General features: G+C 61.9%; 18 protein-coding genes and 2 pseudogenes. 13 read left to right on the forward strand and 7 right to left on the reverse strand.

Features of this window, described 5'->3' with window-relative positions; translation table 11 throughout:
• Nucleotides 1-117: 117 nt before the first annotated feature.
• Nucleotides 118-759 carry a BRO-N domain-containing protein gene (locus M1D44_RS20065; protein ID WP_316852250.1) on the reverse strand — a complete coding sequence of 214 codons (642 nt, stop codon included), beginning with the start codon at nucleotides 757-759 and terminating at the stop codon, nucleotides 118-120.
• 474 nt (nucleotides 760-1233) lie between these two features.
• On the opposite strand from M1D44_RS20065, the gene M1D44_RS20070 reads away from it, so the two are divergent.
• From M1D44_RS20070 to M1D44_RS20085, 4 genes are all read left to right on the forward strand, one after another.
• Nucleotides 1234-1725 carry a GNAT family N-acetyltransferase gene (locus tag M1D44_RS20070; RefSeq protein ID WP_316852251.1) on the forward strand — a complete coding sequence of 164 codons (492 nt, stop codon included), beginning with the start codon at nucleotides 1234-1236 and terminating at the stop codon, nucleotides 1723-1725.
• Between the two features lie 492 nt (nucleotides 1726-2217).
• Nucleotides 2218-2976 (forward strand): hypothetical protein, encoded by a 759-nt coding sequence (locus tag M1D44_RS20075; protein WP_316852252.1) that lies wholly within the window; start codon nucleotides 2218-2220, stop codon nucleotides 2974-2976.
• Nucleotides 2977-3181: 205 nt separating this feature from the next.
• The gene (locus M1D44_RS20080; protein WP_316852253.1) at nucleotides 3182-3568 is read left to right on the forward strand and encodes a hypothetical protein; all 387 of its coding nucleotides are present in this window, start codon (nucleotides 3182-3184) and stop codon (nucleotides 3566-3568) included.
• A gap of 32 nt (nucleotides 3569-3600) precedes the next feature.
• Nucleotides 3601-3900 carry a hypothetical protein gene (locus M1D44_RS20085; RefSeq protein WP_316852254.1) on the forward strand — a complete coding sequence of 100 codons (300 nt, stop codon included), beginning with the start codon at nucleotides 3601-3603 and terminating at the stop codon, nucleotides 3898-3900.
• Between the two features lie 340 nt (nucleotides 3901-4240).
• Here M1D44_RS20085 and M1D44_RS20090 read toward each other — a convergent pair whose 3' ends face one another.
• Together M1D44_RS20090 and M1D44_RS20095 are read right to left on the reverse strand one after the other, a co-directional pair.
• Nucleotides 4241-5269: an asparaginase gene (locus M1D44_RS20090; protein ID WP_316852255.1), complete on the reverse strand. Its 1029-nt coding sequence runs from the start codon at nucleotides 5267-5269 to the stop codon at nucleotides 4241-4243.
• Nucleotides 5270-5423: 154 nt separating this feature from the next.
• A complete protein-coding gene (locus M1D44_RS20095; protein ID WP_428984628.1) occupies nucleotides 5424-6569 on the reverse strand; it encodes a branched-chain amino acid ABC transporter substrate-binding protein in 1146 nt (381 codons plus the stop codon).
• 265 nt (nucleotides 6570-6834) lie between these two features.
• Between M1D44_RS20095 and M1D44_RS20100 the strand changes: the two genes are divergently transcribed.
• Together M1D44_RS20100 and M1D44_RS20105 are read left to right on the forward strand one after the other, a co-directional pair.
• The gene (locus M1D44_RS20100; protein ID WP_439004460.1) at nucleotides 6835-7866 is read left to right on the forward strand and encodes a GlxA family transcriptional regulator; all 1032 of its coding nucleotides are present in this window, start codon (nucleotides 6835-6837) and stop codon (nucleotides 7864-7866) included.
• A gap of 326 nt (nucleotides 7867-8192) precedes the next feature.
• Nucleotides 8193-8915: pseudogene (locus tag M1D44_RS20105) on the forward strand (DNA adenine methylase); the annotation flags it as partial.
• 107 nt (nucleotides 8916-9022) lie between these two features.
• Here M1D44_RS20105 and M1D44_RS20110 read toward each other — a convergent pair.
• Both M1D44_RS20110 and M1D44_RS20115 read right to left on the reverse strand, forming a co-directional pair.
• A complete protein-coding gene (locus M1D44_RS20110; RefSeq protein WP_316852257.1) occupies nucleotides 9023-9424 on the reverse strand; it encodes a type II toxin-antitoxin system HicB family antitoxin in 402 nt (133 codons plus the stop codon).
• Between the two features lie 1230 nt (nucleotides 9425-10654).
• Nucleotides 10655-10900: pseudogene (locus tag M1D44_RS20115) on the reverse strand (SDR family oxidoreductase); the annotation flags it as partial.
• Between the two features lie 201 nt (nucleotides 10901-11101).
• Here M1D44_RS20115 and M1D44_RS20120 point away from each other — a divergent pair.
• Nucleotides 11102-12049 (forward strand): LysR family transcriptional regulator, encoded by a 948-nt coding sequence (locus M1D44_RS20120; RefSeq protein WP_316852687.1) that lies wholly within the window; start codon nucleotides 11102-11104, stop codon nucleotides 12047-12049.
• Nucleotides 12050-12189: 140 nt separating this feature from the next.
• On the opposite strand, the gene M1D44_RS20125 is transcribed toward M1D44_RS20120, so the two are convergent.
• Nucleotides 12190-12660, reverse strand: a complete 471-nt coding sequence (locus M1D44_RS20125; protein ID WP_152543749.1) for a hypothetical protein — start codon at nucleotides 12658-12660, stop codon at nucleotides 12190-12192.
• A 275-nt stretch (nucleotides 12661-12935) separates the two neighbouring features.
• Here M1D44_RS20125 and acnB point away from each other — a divergent pair, with 275 nt between their 5' ends.
• Complete coding sequence (gene acnB / locus M1D44_RS20130) at nucleotides 12936-15521, forward strand: bifunctional aconitate hydratase 2/2-methylisocitrate dehydratase (protein ID WP_024979027.1); 2586 nt, start codon at nucleotides 12936-12938, stop codon at nucleotides 15519-15521.
• A gap of 153 nt (nucleotides 15522-15674) precedes the next feature.
• Here acnB and M1D44_RS20135 read toward each other — a convergent pair whose 3' ends face one another.
• Nucleotides 15675-17378, reverse strand: coding sequence for a M30 family zinc metallopeptidase (locus M1D44_RS20135; RefSeq protein WP_024979026.1), 1704 nt, complete (start codon nucleotides 17376-17378; stop codon nucleotides 15675-15677).
• A 324-nt stretch (nucleotides 17379-17702) separates the two neighbouring features.
• Between M1D44_RS20135 and M1D44_RS20140 the strand changes: the two genes are divergently transcribed.
• From M1D44_RS20140 to M1D44_RS20160, 5 genes are all read left to right on the forward strand, one after another.
• On the forward strand, nucleotides 17703-18569 hold the full coding sequence (locus M1D44_RS20140) for a LysR family transcriptional regulator (RefSeq protein WP_024979025.1): 867 nt from the start codon (nucleotides 17703-17705) through the stop codon (nucleotides 18567-18569).
• Between the two features lie 169 nt (nucleotides 18570-18738).
• On the forward strand, nucleotides 18739-19788 hold the full coding sequence (locus M1D44_RS20145; protein WP_439004465.1) for a putative 2-aminoethylphosphonate ABC transporter ATP-binding protein: 1050 nt from the start codon (nucleotides 18739-18741) through the stop codon (nucleotides 19786-19788).
• A 7-nt stretch (nucleotides 19789-19795) separates the two neighbouring features.
• A complete protein-coding gene (locus M1D44_RS20150; protein ID WP_316852259.1) occupies nucleotides 19796-21568 on the forward strand; it encodes a putative 2-aminoethylphosphonate ABC transporter permease subunit in 1773 nt (590 codons plus the stop codon).
• Between the two features lie 63 nt (nucleotides 21569-21631).
• Nucleotides 21632-22510 (forward strand): phosphonoacetaldehyde hydrolase, encoded by an 879-nt coding sequence (phnX, locus tag M1D44_RS20155; protein WP_316684669.1) that lies wholly within the window; start codon nucleotides 21632-21634, stop codon nucleotides 22508-22510.
• 55 nt (nucleotides 22511-22565) lie between these two features.
• Entirely contained in the window at nucleotides 22566-23591 is a 1026-nt protein-coding gene (locus tag M1D44_RS20160; protein WP_024979022.1) for a putative 2-aminoethylphosphonate ABC transporter substrate-binding protein, read from the forward strand.
• Nucleotides 23592-23593 lie beyond the last annotated feature (2 nt).

A 23593-nucleotide genomic window follows, 5' to 3' on the forward strand; every position in this document is an offset into this window, starting at 1 on the left:
GGTCGCAATTGGACAGTTGCAAGCAGTGCCATCATCGCCATTGTCGGCCAGAAGCAACCAGTCACGCCTGCCCGCACCGCCGCCAACCCGCCCAGCGATGCGAGCCCCATCCCACCCCTACACCCCCGCCTCAATCAAATCCGAAATCTGCACCGACGCCCGCGCAAAGTCAGTCAGTGCGCGGGCGCGCTTGTGCCGGTAGCTGCCGGCGGAGATGACGACGGGCTCTTTGGCGTCGTCGTGCTGCAGGACGATGAGCATGCCGGTGTAGCGGTCTGCCTGGTAGATGTGTTTGTTGAGCAGTTGCAGCGCGCGCTCGACGTCGGCGGGGTAGAGGCTGGCGAGCTCTTCCGGTGTGAGGGCTGCGCGGGGCGCGGCGTCGATGCGCGGTTGTGCGGTGAACTGGCCGGTCTTTCGGATGGCCGGCAGGACGATGGACGTGACCCACTTGCGGAAGCGGTACGGCACAGTGCCGGGGTTGACGGCGTCGCGGCAGCGCAGGACTAGGGTGTACATGCCGGATTCGCTGATGACCGCCATGGATTGCGTCCCGCCAAGGGTCTGCATTGAATGCAGACCCTTTTCGTCCTCATCCAATTTCCGAATTGCCGTTGCGTCCAAGTGCAGCGCCGCGCAAAGGTCGGCGGCAACAAACCACGGCTCGCCGTCGCGCAAGACCACGCGGACAGCGTGCGATTCGAAATTGAAGGTGTTGGGGGTAGGAGCGAGCGCGGACGCGCCAACCGATGTGTCAGTCATAGTTGGATCCTCTGTTTTTTGCTTTGAGGCCGTCCCCCGACGCCAATCAGGGGGCGGCTACCGAACGGAGTTGGCGTACCGGAAACAAAGGAAACCGGCCCAGCCGAAGCTGGCCCCGCCCGGAGCCGCCATAGGAGCAACTACGAGACACACGCAAACAACAAAGCCGCGTGTAAAACGACAGCGCGGCTTGCTTGCGCCTTTGTATCCCGGGCCGCCAAGCCCGTGTGCCGGTGTTTCCGGCAACCGGCCGAGTAAACGGCCGGTGTGGGGAGGGTGCATGCTCCGTGACAGTGGTTCGCAAATGCGGCTGTGCGCGCTCATGACGCCCGTGCATCGCCGAAATTCCGCAACGGGGATGCTGTCGCTGAATTCAGTGCTGACCGCTTCCAGAAGTAGGCCTTCGACAGTCGCGAATGAATTGGCGACAATCCGGAATCGAATTTTCCTTCGCCATCCACGCACCCGGCAAATATGACGACTCTGGCTACCGATCGGCTGACACTTCGTAGGCTTGCGATCCAAGACATCGACGTGTTCCTGACCATGGAGTCAGATCCGGAGGTGATGCGTTACACAACCGGTCTTATAGAGCCGACCCCGAGGCGCCGCGATGAGCTTTTGACGGCAGTTTGCGCCACCAACGCCGATGGTTTGGGGCACTGGTGCGTGGAGCGAGACGGGGTTGCGATTGGGTGGACCAGTCTGACACCGCTCGAAGACACTGGGCGAATTCAGCTTGCCTACCGCTTCGTTCGCACGGCTTGGGGGAAGGGCTATGCCACTGAAGCCGGGCTAGCGATGGTCAAATACTCACAGTCTGTACTTGAACTGCCGGAATGTGTTGCCGTGGTCTGGCCGGGCAACAATGCTTCTATTCGTGTTTTAGGCAAACTGCAATTCCGCCGCGAGGGTCTGGCTTGTCACTATGGATGTGAAGTGGAGGTCTATCGCCGCGCATATTGATCCACGCTCCAGTGTTCGCGCGGAACCTTCACTGCATTTGGGGATGTCTGAGCGGCCGTTCTTGGTCAATCTGAAGGACTGTTTAGGGTCGACAGGCGCTCTTGTCGTCGGGCGGCAATCGGCCAAGAGCGGCCATTGGACTACACGCGAGGAGAAGTAAGAGGATGGGATCATGGATTCGGTGCAAATGCGACCAGCTCGTTCACAAAAACCTATTCTGCGGAACAGGCATATCCCTGCTAGCAACAGAAGAGTTTCTCGATGAGCGTCATGACGGCCAAAGCGCCGATGACTTTATCTCAGACCTTATTCGCCGGTCTGACCTCCTCCTTACATGCGGAAACTGCGGACGGAAAATCTTGGTGAAGGAAACCAAGGACCTGTTCGAGGTCCGCTTTTTTATGCCAGAGCAAGGCGGGTAAATGCGGGCCAGAAACCTCTTATCCAAATATGGTCAAGCCTTGAAATTGCAGACTGATTGATGGCAACGGTATGAAGATCCGATCACTGATTGACGCGCTGCTGGGACGCAAACAACAAGAACCGTCGGAAGCTCCGGTTCAGCAAGTCGCTGTCGCTCCCAAACTGAGCCAGCAGTTTGAGCTTTCGGCGCAATGGGCGTTGCAGCAGGAAGACGAGCGCATTGCAATCTTTCGCAACGAGGTAGGTGATGTACTCACGGTCAACTACTTCGCGGCGGTGCCGGACATTGAAGCGCCCATCGATGACGTTGACGCGCTGCGAGTGTTTTACCGCGGCACGGCCGAAGCAAACGGTCTCGCCCTGATCGAGACAGAGCTGGCACAGCTGACAGCATTGAACGCGGTGCGCACCCTGCTCAAGGTACGGATGCACCAGACACGTGGCTTCGCCTTTGTCGGCGCCTACACGCTGCCCTTTGCTGACCGCTCTTACGTGATCAAGGTGGAAAGTATGGAGCGAGGCGTAACGGGCATGCGCGAAGCAGCCGTCATGGTTTTGATGGGTCCGCCGAAGTTCGACACAGCAACAGGGGAGTTACTTGGGTGGAATCAGGACCCCTATGACCCGAACTACCATGCTGAATTTATGCGCAACCAGGCCGACGATCAGAAATTCGATGCGCAGTTTCCCGACCATCCATTGAGCAAGGTTCGACGCTACCTAAAGGAGCTTGAGTCTGGGGTGCGAGCCGATGCGGCCATTTACGGACTTCAACCATTCACGTACGTGCCGCACTATAGGGGGCGCGACGCATCCCACTCGTTGTAAAGGGTGTATAGGCCTGCAATCGGGCCATCGTGCGCCCGCCCAGAGTCGAAATTGACTGCAGCGGCTAGTTACATACTGTCCGCTTCCGGCCAGGAGCGGCCGTTCCGGTCTCCCTGTCGACGCATCCAGCGACTGAACATCAGCTAGACTGAACCACACCAAACCGCTCTCTTCAAGCATGCAAAGCACAGGCAGAAGGCTGGTCATGATCGGCATGCTCTTGTTGGGAGGCGCAGCATTGGCTCAGGCATCGCGGGCAGACGAGCCCATCGAATCAGCGCATCGGGCGGGGCCACAGGGCCTTGAAGGTTGGACAGAGAGCTATCCGGCGGCGCACGGCCCAAGCTACCCCGCCACCTTGGTTATCGCCCAGCGAGGACATGTTATTCGTCGAATCCAAGGAGATCCAATTGTGTGGAGATGGATGTTTTGGGAAGACGGAAAACAGCTCGCCTATGAGACTGGATCGATACACTTCAACATGGCCTGCAGGCTAGTGGACATCGCAAGTGGCCGGCAATTGGCGAATCTTGATTGCTATCACGATCTCGCCGAGGATGCCCCTGCGTGGGAGAAAGCCTTGCGGGAATGAGTGCAGTGGGCTTGTATCTAGGGCTACGAAAGATGTTTAAGGATGCAGTTGAATGCGAGAAGGCAATTGGGCAAGCTCTTGCGTCGGCTTGCCGCGAGCCGTGGGCGTCAATTTCGGCCGAGGTTGAGCTGGATGGCGTGCGGGTCGACGCTGTCGTTTCCTATGTTCGTACGGACGACGGCAAGGTGGGTTTTTTGACCGGTGTGCCTCGACTAGCGCTTTACTTCTCTGAACTAGCTCGGCTTGTTAGCACCGACGAAAAGGGGCTTTTCACTAGTTGCCGCTTCGAACTGCAAAGCGACGGACGCTACAAGAGCAGCTTCATTTATTGAGACTTCCATCAACTGCAGCCCTCCCAGCGGTCATCTGCCAATGAAGCGTGATAGGCAATGGTCGTCCCCTACCGGCCAAGAGCGGCCGGTCGATATCGTCAGGGCGGTCGTTGACAATGCCCGGCCCCCGCTCCTGGAATCTACCCCTGGCTGGAATGTGACTCATCCCAACTGAGGAATGGTTGCCCTGACGCGCTTGCCGAGCTTGATGTAGAGCTCGACCGCTCGAATCCTGTCCTCGTGCGAATACATGAACTACCTCCTGGTAGTCCAAGTTTTTGTCCGCACCTCCCTCCTCACCAGGGACTTGCATCCGGACAGATCTACTTGGAACATCGTACTAGTACGACATGAAAGCGCGCTGCAACCTGGCCGAGTCATCTGAGCACGTCAGTGCCAGCATCGCGAGGATGCGTGCCTTGTGCGGTACTTGGTCATCTGCCACCACCCAGTCATAGCGGTCGTCGGGCTGCGAGCCGTTGCGCAGGACGACGCCTCCACCTGTGCGCGAGGCCCGGATGATGTGCACCCCCCGTCGACGGGCTTCCACCAGAGCGCCTACCACCTGATCTGCTACGTTGCCGTTGCCCGTTGCCGCGTAGATGATCGCGCTCACCCCCGAGTCAAGCAGCGCGTGCACGGTGGTGTCCGTCATGCCGCTGTGCGCGTATACGATTCCCACATCGGGAAGGTTGTGGATGCGATCGATGGACCATTCGGAATTGACCGTGTGGCTGCGTGCGGTGAGCCGATAGAAGCGCGGCACCCCCTCCACGATGTAGCCAAGCGGACCATAAGGCGAACGAAACGCCTCCTGCTTGAAGGTGTTGGACTTAACGACGTCTCGTGCGGTGTGGATTTCGTCATTGGTCACGACCAACGTGCCCTTACCGTGAGCATCGGGGCTCGCAGCCACAACGATCGCGTTGTACAGGTTGAGCGGCCCGTCGGCGCTCAGCGCTGAAGGCGGCCGCATCGCTCCCACCAGCACCACCGGTTTGGTGCTTTTGACTGTCAGGTGCAGGAAGTAGGCCGTCTCGTCGATCGTGTCGGTGCCATGTGTGATCACGACCCCATCCACGTTGTCATGTGAAAGCAGCGCCGCCACACGCCGACCCAGCGTGATCAGGTGCTCGTTGGCAAAGTTCTCCGACCCGATCTGGAACAGTTGCTCTGCGCGGATGTCCGCAACACAAGCTGCACTTGGCAAGTTGGCCAGGATATCGTCGACGCGCAGGACCGAGCAGTCATAGGTGGATGTGTTGACGGCCGATTCGCCTTTCCCGGCGATCGTGCCCCCGGTGCCGATCAGCACGAGGCGAGGCAATGCACGCCCTGCCTCGTGCAAGCGTGCCGTGGATGCGGTCATGAAACGACTCCTAAATGAGACCGTGCCGGCAAGACGCGAGCCTGAAAGATTAAAAAAGCGTGTGGTAGCAAGCCACACGCAACCCTTGCTCCGGAGGGGTCGCCCCGGACATGACTGGCTCCGCTGCAGCTTGTGGCGACCAGCGGATCCACGCTTACATCTTCACGACGTCAAGCAGCGTCTGCTTGCCGTTCTTGTAGTTGTAGAGCGAGATCGCGCGCTGCTTCACATCGCCCTTGTCGTCAAACTGGATCTGGCCCAGCACACCGGTGTAGTTCGTTGCAGGCAACGCTCCCAGAACGTCGGCAGGCTTAGCCGATTGGGCACGCTTCATCGCTTCCACAATGATGTAGACCGCGTCGTAGGCGAACGGCGCGTTGAGCTGCACGCGCTGGCCGAAACGCGCCTCGTAGCGCTTCGCGAAAGCCGGGCCGTCGGGCATCCGTTCAAGTGGCATACCGGCGATGGAGCAGACCACGTTGTCCGCCGCTGTGCCGGCCAGTTGCGCGAGCGAATCTGCGCAAAGCCCGTCTCCGCCCAAGACGCGTGCACTAATGGCGAGCTCTCGCGCCTGCTTGGCAAATGGGCCACCCGTGGCGTCCATGCCGCCGTACATGATGATGTCTGGATGCCTTCCTTTGATCTTGGTGAGGATGGCGCGAAAGTCCACGGCCTTGTCACTGGTTGCGTCATGCGACAGGACCGTCAAGCCATTGGCTTTGGCGTATTTTTCAAATTCGTTGGCTAGGCCTTGGCCGTAGGCTGTTGCATCGTCGACGATGGCGACCGTCTTGGCATTCAGTGTGGTTTTTGCATAGCGGGCGAGCGCAGGGCCTTGCTGGGCGTCGGTCGCCACGACACGATAGGTTGTCTTGAAGCCCTGCTGGGTATAGGCCGGATTCGTGGCCGAGGGCGAGATTTGCGCGATGCCAGCATCGCTGTAGATCTTGGCTGCAGGAATGCTGGTGCCCGAGTTCATATGGCCCACGACAGCGGCCACCTGATCGTCCACCAGCTTTTGCGCAACCTGCGTGCCTTGACGCGGATCGGAGGCGTCATCCTGGCCATCCAGCTCGAGCCGAACCTTGCGCCCCTTGATGATGAGTCCTTTGGCATTGATCTCCTCGACGGCCAGCCTTGCGCCGTTTTCAGTGTCCTTGCCCAAGTGTGCATTCACGCCTGTCAGCGGCGCGGCATGGCCGATTTTCACTACGTCGTCCGCCAGGGCGCCGGACGCACCCAGCATCATCAGACTGCTTCCGACGCTGATGCCCAGCGCTCGGGAAATCGTTGTTGTCATGAGCGTATCCTCTTCCGTGATTGCCGTCGTTGTCTACGTCTGCGGCGCGCAGCCTTGGCTCCGGCTGCACGTGTTCGACAGGCTTAAATTTAGTGACATGCGATACGATGGCATTGCACCGAACCGAAAAAAAATAGAACAAATACGACATCGCCAAACTGGCGTTCCACCGCCTTATACTTGACGCCAGCTCGACGACTCCGGGGCTGCCATGGCAAATGCAGACAAGGCCAGCAAGCTGGAAAATGCACGGCTTGGCCGTGAATTGGTTGCGCAACTGGATGCCCACCGCAGTGCAGATGTGTCCGCCGGTATTGAGTTGCGTGTCGGCTTTCTTCTATGGCCGACCTTTCCTCTTCTATCGCTGGCAGGCTTTTGCGACGCGTTGCGTCATGCCGCGGACATTGGCGACCAAAGTCGCCCGCTCCGGTGCACCTGGACCTTGCTTGGTGCCGGTGAAGCGGTTGAGGCGAGTTGCGGCATCGCTGTGCCGGTGCAGGGGCTGCATGGTTCACCAGAACAATTCGACTATCTGGTGGTGATCGGTGGCCTGCTGCCTGAGTTGGATAGTGTGGATCGACGCTACTGGACCTATCTGCGCAGCGCGAGCGCGGCTAAGGTGCCGCTGATCGGTTTATGCACGGGCAGCTTTGTGCTGGCGCGTGCGGGCTTGATGCAAGATCGCGTGGCCTGCGTGCATGCCTTCCACCATGAAGACTACAAGACGATGTTCCCCGGCCTGCGGGCCGTCACCCATCGCGACTACGAGGTTGATGGCGACCGCATCACGTGTGCGGGTGGCGTATCGGTGCTCGAATTGGCAGCGCACCTGATTGGCCGGCACTGCGGAGCGGACCGTGCCTCCAAAGTGATCCACCAGATGACGGTCAGCAGGCGGGGCGGCCGCTCATTTGTCGAGCGGCGCAAGGCGCTGGGCTATTTGACCGTCGATGATCGTTCCGTACGGCACGCCATTGTGCTGATGGAAGAAAACATCGAAGCCCCGCTCAGCATCACTGTGGTCGCGCGCATGACAGGCACGGGCGTGCGTCAGTTGCAACGCAGCTTCTTGGCCGAGACAGGCCTGTCGCCCAAGGAGTTCTACCGGCTGATGCGGTTGCGCTACGCACGATGGCTCTTGTTGAATAGCGATCGCCGCGTGACCGTCATCGCCTACGAGTGCGGCTTTTCCGATGCCGCCCATTTCATTCGCGATTTCAAAGCGATGTACGGCATGACACCAGGGCAAACGCGCACGTCGATGCCAGCTCATGCCACAGCGCTGGATTCCGGCTGATGGATGCGCAACAGGTGATTCTGCAAGTTCCGATTTCAGCAGCAGCGCGTCGTCTCGAGCATGAGCGGTCACAGGGCCGGTTTATCCCGCTTTAAGTGGAAACGGTCGTCAAGCGTACCGCAGGTCAACGGCCCCTTGCGGTTGCGGATTCAACCGGTCGATGTGAAGCTGAGCTAGTGGAATGTCAGTAGTCTGCGTCGAGCAGAATCTTGAGTTCCTTGTTTCTCTCCCTTGCGAGACGTTCTTCGCAGGCGCTGGCACTTAGCGTGCGCCAATCGGAAGACGTCTCATCGGGATCGAGGCTTTCTACAAAGTGACAGTATTCCCGCTTTCCCGCTCACAAGTGCTACGTCGAAGTTTTTGCCGGCGGCGCGGAGCTGTACTTCCTGCGGCCCGCTGCCAATGTCGAGGTCATCAACGACATCAATGGCGATCTGGTGAACCTGTACCGCGTTGTGCAGCCTCACCTTGAAGAATTCGTGCGGCACTTCAAGTGGCTGTTGACCAGCCGCGACATGTTCCGAATCCTGCAAGACACGCCGCCGCACACGCTCACAGACATCCAACGCGCCGCGCGCTTCTACTACCTGCAGCACACGTGCTTCGGCGCCAAGCTGGAAGGGCAGACGTTCGGCACCGCCACGACGGCGCCGGCGCCAAACCTGCTGCGCATCGAGGAGTCATTGAGCGCCGCACACCTGCGCCTGGCCGGCACGTACATCGAGAACCTGAACTGGGCCGACTGCATTGAGCGCTACGACCGGCCGCACACGCTGTTCTATCTCGACCCGCCGTATTGGGAGACTGAAGGGTATGGCGTCGATTTTCCGTTCAGCGAGTACGAACGGATGGCGGCGCTCATGCGCGGCTTGAAGGGCAAGGCCATCGTGAGCCTGAACGACCATCCGGATATCCGCAGGTGTTTTGCGGGGTTCGAGATGGAGGCGGTGGAGATTAATTACACCGTGGGCGGAGGGCAGGGAGTGGCGCGGCGGGAGGTGATTATTTACAGCTGGGATCGGGCGGCGGAGCCGGTGGGGTTGTTTTGATTCCCGACCGGTGGCAATTTAGACCTGACTCCTACGGTAGCGCTTAAGAGCGCGTCCGCTCCATCGCGTGAGGGCAAAAAAAGGGGGCGACCAACCGGCCGCCCGTCCTATCCATGCGCCATGAGTTCCATGGCCGCGCGAGCCAGAAGCCCGCTGCGTGTTTCATGCCGTTTCTCGGCAAACCGATCCAGCTTTCTGAGCACGAAGCGGGGGAGTGACACGTTGATGCGCTCGGGGGTGCGGTCAAGCTCCTCGTCGTCGATTTCAACGATCGCCCAGATGGCACCGGCGTACTCGTCTTGCTTGGTCAGGTCTTCAATTATCGAGCAGGTTACGTCTACGTCTTCGCCGAGCTCTGCCAGTGTCTGCAGATGACCCGCGATGGCCTCCCGCGTGTTGCGGATGGCTTCATCGACGGTATCGCCCCACGAGTGCACGCCGGGAATATCCGGCACCGTGACGCCATAGACGCTCCCCTCGTCCTTGTGAATCGCGATGGGGAATTGCATGGCCTTTCTTCCTAGGTTGTTACGCGACAGGTCTTGCCAATCAGACTGATAAAAGTTTGGCTCAATTCACATTGAAAATGTTCTAACTTGCGCGTCGCCGGAAGAGTGCTGAGAGTCATGTCTCCAAAAATAACAATGCTGGGGATGCGGAATGAAGTGGATGGGGGAGGGGCGGTTGCGGTCCTCGGGGCAGAAGGTTGTACACGTCGCAAGCGCGCTTACGGAAAGAGTACCTACCACGCTGTTTTTGCTGATTGCTGCAGCGCTTACGTTGGGTTCGCAAGCTTGGGCGAACAGTTCCGATGTAGGTATTAGTGGTCGCCTTTGGGCGGCTACCTTGCCAGGCCTGCCGGCAGGATATCGTGGGTCCGGAGACAGTCCGCAAGCGGCGTGTAATGCTGCTGTCGCCGCCAGCAACGCGTATTGGGGCGTCAATTCTCTTGCTCCTGGGGCTGTTTATCAGACCGGGACTTCGCCCCTAACGTACTTTTGCCCGGCACTGAGAAATGGGGTCGGCACTACGGGAGCGACGGTTGGACAACCAGCATTTTGTATTCCGGGATATCGCGCTCAGGATGACGGTTCGTGCCAGCTTTCACCCCTTCCCACGCTTGTTCAAGCGTGTGCCGTAAGCCATCCCGTTATACCTGGTACAGGCGCGAAGATTCTGAGCGAGCTGGCCGGAATTAGCAGCGCCGAGCTTCCTATCACGTACGCCTACCGCTCACAAGGCGTGTACGGATCGGCAGGGGGGGCGGGGCAATGGATTTTGAATTGGCAACGCAGCTTGGATACCAACTTTCCGACGTACCTACCGCTACAAGTCACGTCGCAGCGAGAGAGTGGAGTCGGATTTGCCTTCAAGAATAATGGCACGGTGTGGTCGGCAGACGGGACGCGCGACACGCTTAAACAGATCACCGACACTACCGGTAAGCCTAGTGGCTGGCAGTACATTGCTTTTGACACGAACACCGTCGAGACCTATGACGTAGGCGGCAAGCTGCAATCGGTGCGTGATCGAAACGGCCGCGCTACGACGCTTACGTACAACTCACAGAATCGGTTGACTCGAGTCACCGCCCCCAGTGGCCGCAGCCTGACCTTTGCCTACGACCCCCAAGGCCGCGTCTCCAGCATTACCGCGCCCGATGGCGCCATCACCCAGTACGCCTACAACGCGAACGGCATGCTGACCACCGTCACGTGGCCAGACAACACCACGCGGCAGACCTCGCCGATGGTCTGCGTTGGATCCGGATTGGTGGTCCCCGCATTGACGAACAGAACATCGAACGTCCGGCCGGACAGTCGTTCGCGCAGGGCCTGGATCTGCTCGGGCTGCGTGATGTCCAGCGTTTCGATGGCGACCCTGTCCGGATGCGCATTGGCGAGATCGTGCAAGAGCGTCCGGTCGTTGCCGGCGCGGACCGTGCCCACGACATTCCATCCCTTCTTGAGAAACTCGGCCGCCATGGCATAACCAAGGCCCCGTGAGGCGCCGATCAGCAAAACGGTGGGCGTGTGGATGGGAGCGTTGGGCAAGGCATTCTCCGTTGTGCGCAGGGGATGCTGCGTATTGTCAGAAGAGCCCGCGTTTTGCACCAGACGCCTGGCCGACAATCCACGATTGCACCAGACGCCATGGCTGGATGCGTTTTCGATTATTCTGGCCGCATGTCACGCGTCGATCTCAACCTCCTGCCCGCGCTGGATGCATTGCTCAGTGAACGTAGCGTCACCGGTGCGGCCCGGCGTCTGAATCTCAGCGTCTCCGCTATGAGCCGCACACTTTCGCGCCTGCGCATCGCGACGGGCGATCGCTTGCTGTTGCAAGCTGGCCGCGCGCTGGTGCTGACGCCTTACGCCGAGCAACTGAGCCTGCGTATTCCCGCACTGGCCCGTGAAGCGGAGGCGGCGCTCAGCCGTGCTGAACATCGGTTCGACGTGGCCACCCTTGAGCAATGCTTCACCGTGCGCGCGGGTGAAGGCTTCGTCGATCTGCTTGGCGCGGCCTTGATGGATCGCATCCAACGCGCGGCGCCCGGCGTGCAAGTTCGCTTCACGCCCAAGCCGGACTGGAACGCGCAGCCGTTGCGGGACGGCGCAATTGATCTGGAGATCGGTATTGTCCGCACGGCTGCCCCTGAGGTCCGTACACGGCCGCTTTTCCGCGATCGCTATGTCGGGGTGTGCCGCATGGGCCATCCTCTCCTGGGCGATGCTCGCATCCGCCTGAAGCAATGGGCCGCATGTGGCCACGTCATGGTTTCGCGTACAGGGCAAACGGAAAATGCGATCGACGTGGCACTGGAGCCGCCAAACCTTCGGCGGAAGGTGGCAATCGTGGTGCCGTCCTATATGAGCGCTATGCAACTGGCCCGCCATTCGGACTTACTGGCCGCCGTTCCGTATTCCTGCTTGGGTAATGCCTTTGTAACGGATTACGCGGCTACCAACGGGCTGCAGTATTTCGAGCTGCCGCTGGCCGTACCGGCTTTCACCGTTTCAGAGATCTGGCATCCGCGCCTCGATCACGATCCGGCGCATCAATGGTTTCGCACTGAAGTGCTAGAGCTTTGCCGGGCGGCATATCCGCAGAATCCTCCGCAACATGCGCGCTGACGGCAGGTAGGCTGTTATTGCTGAATAGTTGGCGGAACCTGCGCGTCGTAGCGGGCTGGTTTGCCGGCGGGGCGGCACTGGTATCGCCTTGGTTGGATGACGCGCGGGCCGACTGGAGCAATTGCGGTATTGCCGTCTTCTCAGGCTGTCGTGGAGAACAGGCCTCCCGAGCTCTTGCCTTCCGCTTGCTGCGCCTGGGCAAGTTGGCCTATTGCAGTTTCAAGTGCCGCGGATACCGAGCTTGCTTCCGTCGACAGCGCCTGAAGTTTGGCAGCTGCCTCCTTGTCGATGGTGGCCTGTTTCGATTCGGCTTCCATCTGCCGCTGCAACGCTGAAAGCCGCTGCCGCAGCGCGTTGATCTGCGCTTTCAACTGCTTGACCACGGGGCTGTCGCTTGACGCCCCTGCGTCGCCCGATGATGGATTCAGGCCAGTCGATGATCGCGTTTCGTCGGTGTTCGAGCCGATGTCGTTGCCTTTCGACGCGGATGGGGATGCCGCTTCATTTCCAACTGAAACGCGGGATGGACGGCTCGCCGCAGGCGGCAGCGCGTTGGTCGTGAGAGGGGGATCGACTCGCATAGCTGATTCTTTTTGTTTGAATGTCGGCAAACCGGGGATGTGCTCGCCGCTCTACATCGGAATCTTTTTCGGCACGTTCGCTTGGAACTTGAAGAGGCACGCAGGGGGGCTGTGTGCCTGGAGGAGAGGGGGAAGGGCAGCATTGAACGGCTGAAGGCGGCAGGTCGCGCGGTCGACTCTTATATAAGATATAAGACATTTGACCGTGTGGGGTATTGCGATTAGAATCGCGCCCAAGCGGCGCCCGGACCAGCCTCGGGGTGCCTGAAAAGATTCCCCTGTAACGTCATCTCAGCAGGTCTCCCATGCTTGAAAACTTTCGCGCTCACGTGGCCGCCCGCGCCGCGCTCGGTATTCCTCCCCTGCCGTTGACGGCTCAGCAGACCGCCGAACTGGTCGAACTGCTGACGAACCCGCCCGCGGGTGAAGAGCAAACGCTGCTCGACCTGATCACCCATCGCGTACCCGCTGGCGTGGACGAAGCCGCCCGCGTGAAAGCAGGCTTCCTGGCTGCTGTCGCCAAGGGTGAGACCGCTTGCGCGCTGATTTCGCGTGCCCGCGCCACCGAACTGCTCGGCACGATGCTGGGCGGCTACAACATCCAGCCGCTGATCGAGCTCCTGTCTGACGCCGAAGTCGGCGCCACCGCCGCAGAGGCGCTGAAGAAAACGCTGCTGATGTTCGACCAGTTCCATGATGTGAAGGAACTCGCGGACAAGGGCAACGTGCACGCAAAGGCTGTGCTGCAGAGCTGGGCCGACGCCGAATGGTTCACGAGCCGTCCGGAAGTGCCGGAAAGCCTGACCATCACCGTGTTCAAGGTGACGGGCGAAACCAACACCGACGACCTGTCGCCGGCACCGGACGCCACCACCCGCCCGGACATCCCGATGCACGCGCTGGCGATGCTGAAGAACGCGCGCCCCGGCATCACGCCGGAAGAAGACGGCAAGCGCGGCCCGGTCAAGTTCATCGAGTCGCTTAAGGAAAAGGGCCACCTGGTCGCCTACGTGGGCGACGTGGTCGGCACCGGTTCCTCGCGCAAGTCGGCCACTAACTCGGTGCTGTGGTTCACGGGCGAAGATATCCCCTACGTTCCGAACAAGCGTTTCGGCGGCGTATGCCTGGGCGGCAAGATCGCTCCGATCTTCTACAACACGATGGAAGATGCCGGCGCGCTGCCGATCGAACTCGACGTGTCGCAGATGGAAATGGGCGACGTGGTTGAACTGCGCCCGTACGAAGGCAAGGCGCTGAAGGACGGCAAGGTGATCGCCGAATTCCAGGTCAAGTCGGACGTGCTGTTCGACGAAGTGCGCGCCGGTGGCCGCATTCCGCTGATCATCGGCCGCGGCCTGACCGCCAAGGCGCGTGAAGCGCTGGGCCTCGCACCGTCGACGCTGTTCCGCCTGCCGCACCAGCCGGCCGACAGCGGCAAGGGTTTCTCGCTCGCGCAGAAGATGGTCGGCCGCGCGTGCGGTCTGCCGGAAGGCCAGGGCATTCGCCCGGGCACGTACTGCGAACCGAAGATGACCTCGGTCGGCTCACAGGACACCACGGGCCCGATGACCCGCGACGAACTGAAGGATCTGGCGTGCCTCGGCTTCTCGGCCGACCTCGTCATGCAGTCGTTCTGCCACACCGCCGCGTATCCGAAGCCGGTGGACGTGAAGACGCACCAGACGCTGCCGAACTTCATCAGCACGCGTGGCGGCATTGCGCTGCGCCCGGGCGATGGCGTGATCCACTCGTGGCTGAACCGCATGCTGCTGCCCGACACCGTCGGCACCGGCGGCGACTCGCACACGCGCTTCCCGATCGGCATCAGCTTCCCGGCAGGCTCGGGCCTGGTCGCATTCGCGGCCGCCACCGGCACGATGCCGCTGGACATGCCGGAATCGGTGCTGGTTCGCTTCAAGGGCAAGATGCAGCCGGGCGTCACGCTGCGTGACCTCGTCAACGCGATTCCGCTGTACGCGATCAAGCAAGGCATGCTGACGGTCGCCAAGCAAGGCAAGAAGAACATCTTCTCGGGCCGCATCCTCGAAATCGAAGGCCTGCCTGACCTGAAGGTCGAGCAAGCGTTCGAACTGTCGGATGCGTCTGCTGAGCGTTCGGCCGCCGGTTGCACAGTGCACCTGAACAAGGACCCGATCATCGAGTACCTGAACAGCAACATCACGCTGCTCAAGTGGATGATCGCGCAGGGCTACCAAGACCCGCGCAGCCTGCAACGCCGCATCAAGGCGATGGAGCAATGGTTGGCCGATCCGCAACTGCTGCAGCCGGACGCCGACGCTGAATACGCTGCCGTCATCGAGATCGACCTGGCCGACATCCATGAGCCGATCGTTGCCTGCCCGAACGATCCGGACGACGTGAAGACGCTGTCCGACGTGGCCGGCGCCAAGATCGACGAAGTGTTCATCGGCTCGTGCATGACCAACATCGGCCACTTCCGTGCGGCGTCGAAGCTGCTGGAAGGCAAGCGCGACATTCCGGTCAAGCTCTGGGTTGCGCCGCCGACCAAGATGGACCAGAAGCAACTGACGGAAGAGGGCCACTACGGCGTGTTCGGCACGGCCGGTGCCCGCACCGAAATGCCGGGCTGCTCGCTGTGCATGGGCAACCAGGCACAGGTGCGCGAAGGCGCGACGGTCATGTCGACGTCCACCCGCAACTTCCCGAACCGCCTGGGCAAGAACACGAACGTGTACCTCGGCTCGGCGGAACTGGCGGCGATCTGCTCGCGTCTGGGCAAGATCCCGACCAAGGACGAGTACATGGCCGACATGGGCGTGCTCACCGCCAACGGCGACAAGATCTACCAGTACATGAATTTCGATCAGATCGAAGACTTCAAGGAAGTGGCCGACACCGTGCAGATGTAAGCACGCGGTGAGGCTACGGCGGGTCGTTCCTGCCGTAGTCAAGTGAAAAGGCGCCGAGGGCATTCAACCCTCGGCGCCTTTTCTTTTGGTCCTTCTCAAGGTTCCGGCGCTGGCCGAAACCAAAAGGGAGCACGCTCCCTCAGCCGCGCATTGTCAATGGATGATGATCGACACCGTTGAATATGCCGGCACCGTGATCGTCTCGCTGTACGTGCCAGCCTTCGTGCCGCGTGCGACCGGGAACTGGCCGAAGCTTTGCAGCGTGGCCGGTACCGACGTCGGCATGGTGCGCTGGCTGCTGTAGTTCGGGCCGTTCAGCGCCGGGATCGAAAAGCCGCTGTCCGAGCGAGCCGGATACGCAAATCCCGACGGGCTGCCCGGCACCGGCAGCAGCGCAACCGCCGTGCCCCAGCGGCCCGTTGCATCGCCCAGCCCTGCGCCGCCGCCGGCTTGGATGGCGCTGTTGAGTACCGCAGCCGAATCCGTCGACGAGAAGTTCTGCAGCAGGTTCGTGTAGTACGCAATGCCGTACTGGCGCAGCAGGAAGCCGCCCAGGCTGCCCGAAATCGGATACCCCGGGCATGACGACGACAGCGACGGATCGAACGCCGTCAGCGAGCAGTCGTACGCGCTTTGCAGCCAGGCCGGGAAGCGGCTGTCGCGCACGTTGTTGAAGCTTGGGTCGATCTGGCTGGAGAGCACGTCTTCCATCGTCATTGCTGTCATTTCTTCCAGCCACGTGCCGTACATGTATTGCGAGCCGTGCAGCACGCCGCGCTGGTAGAAGTTGGCCATGTGCGTGAACTCATGGCCGAGCGTCGAGATAACGGTGTTCAGCCCGTCCGTGCCACCCAGGTAGATCGTTTCCGAATCCACATAGAGCGACAGCGACTGGTTCGACAGCGGCTGCGAGCTGGTGGTGAAGTTGTTGCGCGCCCAGAAATAGCCAACGCGGCCATAGGGCTGGCTATCCGGCTGGATGTTCAGCACCACGACATCGAGCGCCTGGTTCGGATCGATCAGGCTGGCGGAGCTGGAGTAGCTGCCCCACGGCTGGCCGACCAGCGAAGTGGCCAGTGCGTAGACAGACTGCGTGCCCGAAGCAAATTTGCTGATGAGCGTGTTGATGATGCCGTCGGTGATCTTGCTGGTGTCGTATTCGGTGTTTTCCACCCACAGGTTGACGATGCGGCCGTCCGTGGCCGTGGCTTGCTGGCGCAGCGTGGCCGTACGCACGGTGGCGGTGCCATCCGGCTGTTGATGGTTCCACGTACGCTGTGTGCCGACGCTGGCGACCGACTGCGGACGCAGCACCGTGTCGTTGGAAGCGCCTTGCGTCTTGAGCGGGGCGCCGCCAGTGGCGTATCCATCCAGCGCATGGATGTTGAAATCGGAGAGCTGGCGATCGAACGCTGCGTTGGCGTCATTGCCCGCCACGTCGGCGGCAGTCTTCGGGACCGGCGTGCCCGTGGCATTCAGCAGCCCCAGGCCCGTGAGCGAGATGGACGGCATCGGCTGAGCCGCCGCACTCTGGTTGGTGTAGATGAGCGTCACGCTCTGGCCAGTCAGCCCCGCGATCGACACCGGCACCGAGCCGGACGCTCCGCCCGTATTGGTCGCTTGCCATACGCCCACGCCGGAGCCGGCGTAGGTATTGCCCAGTGCGCCGCAGTTCGACCCGCTGCACGCCGCCGCCACGGTGATATTGGCGGACGAGCCTTGCGTGGCTGCCGGGGTGGCCCCCGAACCCCCGCCGCCACCGCCTCCACCACATGCGGCCAGGGTGCCTGCTGCTGCCACCATCATCGCGATGGTCCATTGCTTCGTGCCGCGCACGTTGTTGCTGCTGCGTTCCATCCACTTCTCTCCAAATCCGCACATACCAGAAGCCTGCGCGAGGGCGGCTCGTGACTGCCTCAAGCGCAACATGCGAACGGATTCTCAAGGCGAAGTGGCGGATTCGATTTGTGGAAATGACGGCCTCACAGGCGCCAATTCCCCCCGATGTGGGGGTACGCAAAGTTTGCGTTGTCGAAAAGGTTGAAAAAGTCGTAGCTCCGGGATGTAGATGCAGAAAACGGAGGAGGGCGCCTGGCGCCACTTTGGCGACGGAGCCGTCCGCTAGAATGGGCCGCCCGCTCATTCACCGCGCCGCAAACGCGCTCAATACGTCACCCGCCGATGCTCGTTGCGCAGCTCAAATCGTTCTTCATGGTTGCCCGCCTGGGCAGCATCACGCTGGCAGCCAAGCAGCTCGGCCTGTCGCAGCCGACCGTGACTTCGCAGATCCGCGCCCTGGAAGAGGCCTACGGCGTGGAGCTGTTCTACCGGGGCGGGCGCCGGCTCTCCTTGTCGGACGCGGGCGTGCGGCTGATGCCCCTGGTGGACCAGCTCGTGCGCCAGGAAACCGAGATCGACTTCTTCCTGCGCAACTCTGGTGACATGGGATCGGGCCACCTGCGCATCGGCGCGACGGCGCCGTATTACGTACTCGACATCGTCGATCGTTTCTGCAAAAGCCATCCCGGCATCGACGTCAGCATCGAAGCCGGCAATTCGGTGCAGATGCTCGAAGCGCTGCAGGAGTACCGGGTGGACGTGGCATCGTCGTCGCAGCGCGTGGACGACGCGCGTTTTCTGCGCATTGAACTGGCGCGCGATCCGCTTGTGCTCGTGGTGCATCGCAGCCACGCGCTCGCCGGCCAGACGAGCGTGCCTGTGAGTGCTCTGTCGCAATGCCGGCTGCTGGTGCGCGAGGTGGGATCGACCACGCGCGCCATGACCGAAACGATGATGGCGCAGGCTGGCGTGACGCCGGCTTCCACGGTGGAAATCGGCAGCCGGGAGTCCATCCGGGAGGCCATCACGCGCAACCTGGGTGTCAGTGTCATCGCCCGCCAGGAAGTGCCGAGCCACGCCGATCTGCGTGTGCTGCCCTTTGAGGGTGGCGCGCCGGAGCTGAGCGAATACCTGTATTGCCTGCAGGATCGGCGTGAGGCGCGGTTGATTGCCGCCTTCCTGAGCGAAGTCCGGCCGGTCTCGTCATAGACGAACCAAAATCCGGAAATGCGCGCATTGGCGTTTTTGGGGTAACTGCCACAAGGGGTACATGTCGGCTGGCTACAGTGGCGATCGTTTTTGCCACTGTCTGCGCCCTGTGCCCATCTCTCAGCCTGTTACCAACCCGACCTCGGGTTCCGCCACACCGTTCCTGTCGGTGCGGCAAATCTCACGCCGATTTGGCGCGTTCACGGCGCTTGACGGGGTGTCGCTGGATGTGGCGCAAGGCGAATTCGTCTGCCTGCTGGGCCCGTCGGGCTGCGGCAAGACGACCCTGCTGCGCATCATTGCCGGGCTGGAGGCGCACGACGGCGGCCAGATCGTCGCCGGTGGCCGCGATATTTCCAATCTGCCCCCGCGTGAGCGTGACTACGGCATCGTCTTCCAGTCGTATGCGCTGTTTCCCAACCTGACGGTCGCGCAGAACGTTGGCTACGGGCTGGACGCCAGTAGCGGCAACCGTGCGCGCATGCAGGAGCGGGTCTCGGAGATGCTCGCGCTGGTTGACCTGACCGGCAGCGAGGCGAAGTACCCGTCGCAACTGTCGGGCGGCCAACAGCAGCGTGTGGCACTGGCCCGCGCACTGGCACCCGCGCCGTCGCTGTTGCTGCTGGATGAGCCAATGTCGGCGCTGGACGCCCAGGTGCGCGAGCACCTGCGCATCGAGCTGCGCCGCCTGCAGCGCAAGCTGAACGTCACTACGTTGATGGTCACGCACGACCAAGACGAAGCCATGGCGATGGCTGATCGCATCGCCGTCATGTCCAACGGCCGCATCGAGCAGACCGGCTCGCCGGCGGAAATCTATTCGCGCCCGGCCACCGGGTTTGTCGCCGGGTTTGTCGGCCAAGCCAACTGGCTGCCGCTGGAACGCGCGGAAGATGGCACGCCCACGCTGGCCGGCCAACCGCTGCTGCTCGATCCGGCTTTCACCGATAGCGGGGCGTTTCAGGGCCGTCTGTTCTGCCGCCCCGAAGCCGTCACGCTGCATCCCGACGACGACGCACCCAATCGCCATCTCGCCCGCGTGGTCGACCAGATCTACCTGGGCAGCCGAACGCGCGTGACGCTGTCGATCGATGGCCTGGCCGATGCACCGCTGGTGGCCGAAGTGGCATCGAGCGCGCTGCAAACCGGCCGCAATGGCCTGGGCGACAGCAAGCTGTGGATCGCGCTGGAGCGCGACGGCCTGCGTGTGTATGCCTGAGGCCGCCATGTCGATGCTGCCCCCTGAGGCCAACGTGGTTGCGGCCACCCAATCCGCCGCATCCAAACCGGCTCGCGCCGCGGGCACGCCGTTCTGGCGTACCGATGCGCCTGTGCTGACGGGCATGAAGCTCGGCTGGCTGCTGTTGCTCGCCATCGGCTTGCTGCTGCCCACGGCGATGATGTTGTTGCAGGCCACGGGGCTGGTTGCCAGTGTGCGCAGCACAGACGAGCACGGCCTGGCGCTGGTTGCCCATGTGGTGCGGGCGCCGAATTTTCTTGCCATGGTTGGCCGTACCCTCGCGGTATCCGGTGCGGTGGCCGCCATTGTGGTGCCGCTGGCATTTGCCCTGGCTTATGCGGTGCAACGCACCCGCATGCCGTTGCGCGGCACGATGCGCACGCTGGCGATGCTGCCGCTGTTTGCGCCGTCGCTGCTGCCGGGCATTGCGCTGGTCTACCTGTTTGGCAACCAGGGCTTGTTCAAGGCATGGATGAGCGGCAACAACATCTACGGCTTCTGGGGCATCGTGCTGGGCGAGGTGTTCTACACGTTCCCGTATGCGTTGATGCTGTTGCTGGCGACGCTCACGCTGGCAGACGGCCGGCTGTATGACGCCGCCCGTGCCATGGGCGCGAGCCCGTGGCGCACGTTCCGCACGGTCACGCTGCCCGGTGCGCGCTACGGGTTGTTCGGCGCCTTCGCGTTGGTCTTCACGCTGGTCGCGACCGACTTTGGCGTGCCGACCGTGGTGGGCGGCAGCTACCAGGTGTTGGCCGTGGAGGCCTACAAGGCCGTGGTAGGCCAACAGCAGTTTGCGCGCGGTGCCGTCATCGGTTTGATGCTGCTGCTGCCCGCGCTGCTGACCTTTGCGGTAGAGCGCCTCGTGCAGCGCCGCCAGCACGCCGCGCTGGCCAGCCGCGCACAGCCATATCACCCGCAGCCGGATCGCCTGCGTGATGGGCTTTTCCTGCTGCTGAGCGTGCTGGTGGTCGGCGGGATTCTGCTGATGCTTGCCACCGCCGTTGGCGCATCGCTGGTGAAGCTCTGGCCGTACAACCTCGAACTGTCGCTGCGCAATTACGACTTCGACAACATGGATGGCGGTGGCTGGCTGGCGTATCGCAACAGTCTGAAGTTGGCTGCACTCACCACCGTGTTCGGTACCGCACTGATCTTCACCGGCGCATGGCTGGTTGAGAAAACACGCGCTGCAGGATGGTTGCAATCCGGTTTGCATTCGGCCATCCGCTTTGCCGTGCTGCTGCCGATGGCGGTGCCCGGCCTCGTGCTCGGTCTGGGCTACGTGTTCTTCTTCAACCATCCGGCCAATCCGCTCAACGGCCTGTATGGCGGCATGGCGCTGATGGTGCTCTGCACGATCATGCATTGCGCCACGGCAGCACACCTCACGTCGGTGGCGTCGCTGGGGCAGCTCGATCCGGTGTTCGAGGCGGTGTCGGCCTCGCTCAAGGTGTCTGCGCTGCGCACGTACTGGCGCGTGACGCTGCCAATGTGTGTGCCGGCCGTGCTGTCGTGCGCGCGTTATCTGTTCGTGTCGGCCATGACGACCGTGTCGGCAGTGATCTTCCTCTACAGCCCCGACACCGTGCTCGCTTCCGTGGCCGTGCTGAACATGGACGACGCCGGCGACATCGGCCCCGCTGCGGCCATGTCCACGCTCATTCTCGTCACGTCGATCGTCGTATCTCTGCTGCTGGAACTGGCCACGCGCGGCATCGTGCGGCGTACGCAGGCGTGGCGCACGGCGGCGCATTGAATTCGTCGTCCCTAATAACAACAAGCAGCAACAAGCAGCAAAAAACAGAAAGGAAGCATGAACATGGGTGACTCCTCCCCAATCTCGGCACGCCAGGCCGGCGCAGACCGCCTCAACCCGGGCGGCACGCCGTTGCGCCTGGAGGCCGCTGTGCTCGACTGGGCCGGCACCGTGGTCGATTTCGGCTCGTTTGCCCCCACGCAGATCTTCGTGGAAGCGTTTGCAGAATTTGGCGTGGCCATCACGCTGGACGAAGCACGCGGCCCGATGGGCCTGGGCAAGTGGGACCACATCCGCACGCTGTGCAACGACGGTGCGATTGCCGCGCGTTTCTCGCTCGCACACGGTCGCATGCCCACCGATGACGATGTCACTGCCATCTACAACCGCTTCATGCCGCTGCAGATCGAAAAGGTGGGTGAGCATTCCGCAATGATCCCGGGCGCGCTCGACACCATCGCCGCACTGCGCGAAGCGGGGTTGAAGATCGGCACGTGCTCGGGCTACCCGCGCGTGGTGATGGATCGTGTGGTCGACCTGGCTGCCAGTGCTGGCTACACACCCGACTGCGTGGTCGCTTGCGATGAAGTGCCGCGTGCCCGCCCGTGGCCTGCGCAGGCACTGCGCTGCGTGGTGGACCTTGCGATTGGGGATGTGGCGGCCTGCGTGAAGGTCGACGACACCGTGCCCGGAATCGAAGAGGGCCGCCGCGCCGGCATGTGGACCGTTGCGCTGCTCATGTCGGGTAACGCCTTGGGCCTGCCGTACGAGCAATACAGCGCACTGTCTGCGGACGAGCGTGCGCGCCATCGCGTCGCCATCTCGGCCGGCTTTTCCGCCTGCCGCCCGCATTACGAGATCGACACGATTGCCGATCTGCCTGAAGTCGTGGCCGACATCAACCGCCGTCTGGCGCGCGGTGAACGCCCGCAGTGCATCTGAGTTTGTTGTCCTGTTTGTTGTCTTTTCCGCTGCATCACACCATACCGAGGAAACCATGACCGCACGTCTTTCCCTGCTGGCCGCCGCAGTCACTTCGGCCGCGATGGCTTTCGCCACGTCGGCTTTTGCCAAGACCACGCTGACCGTATACACGGCGCTGGAAGCTGACCAAGTGAAGGCGTACCAGGAGGCCTTCGAGAAGGCCAATCCGGACATCGAGATCAAGTGGGTGCGCGACTCCACTGGCGTTGTCACCGCCAAGCTGCTGGCCGAGAAGAACAACCCGCGCGCCGACGTGGTGTGGGGCCTGGCCGCATCGAGCCTGGCCATCCTGGACAAGGAAGGCATGCTGACGCCGTACGCACCGGCGGATCTGTCGAAGATCGGCGCCACGTACCGCGACAAGGCCAACCCGCCGGCATGGGTCGGCATGGATGCATGGGGCGCGGCCATTTGCTTCAACACCGTCGAAGCACAGAAGCAGAACCTGCCGAAGCCGACTTCGTGGGCCGACCTGACCAAGCCGGTCTACGCTGGCAAGATCGTCATGCCGAACCCGGCCTCGTCGGGCACGGGTTACCTGGACGTCAGCGCATGGCTGCAGATGCTGGGTGAGCAGAAGGGCTGGGCCTACATGGACGCACTGCACCAGAACATCGGCCAATACACGCACTCGGGCTCCAAGCCTTGCAAGATGGCTGCCTCGGGTGAATTCCCGATCGGCATCGCGTTTGAATACCGTGCCGTGAAATCGAAGAAGGAAGGCGCACCCATCGACATCGTGCTGCCGTCCGAAGGCCTGGGCTGGGACGTGGAAGCCACCGGCATCATGAAGGGCACGAAGAACCTGGACGCCGCCAAGAAGCTGGCTGATTTCTCGGCAAGCCCGGCTGCAATGGCGCTGTACGAGAAGAACTTTGCCGTGGTCGCCACGCCCGGCTTCTCCAAGCCGGATCCGCTGCTGCCGGCCGACTACGAAAAGCGTCTGATCAAGAACGACTTTACGTGGGCCAGCGCCAATCGCGATCGCATCCTCGCTGAGTGGACGAAGCGCTACGACGGCAAGTCGGAGAAGAAGTAAGC

It is taken from the genome of Ralstonia sp. SA306 (assembly GCF_054792405.1).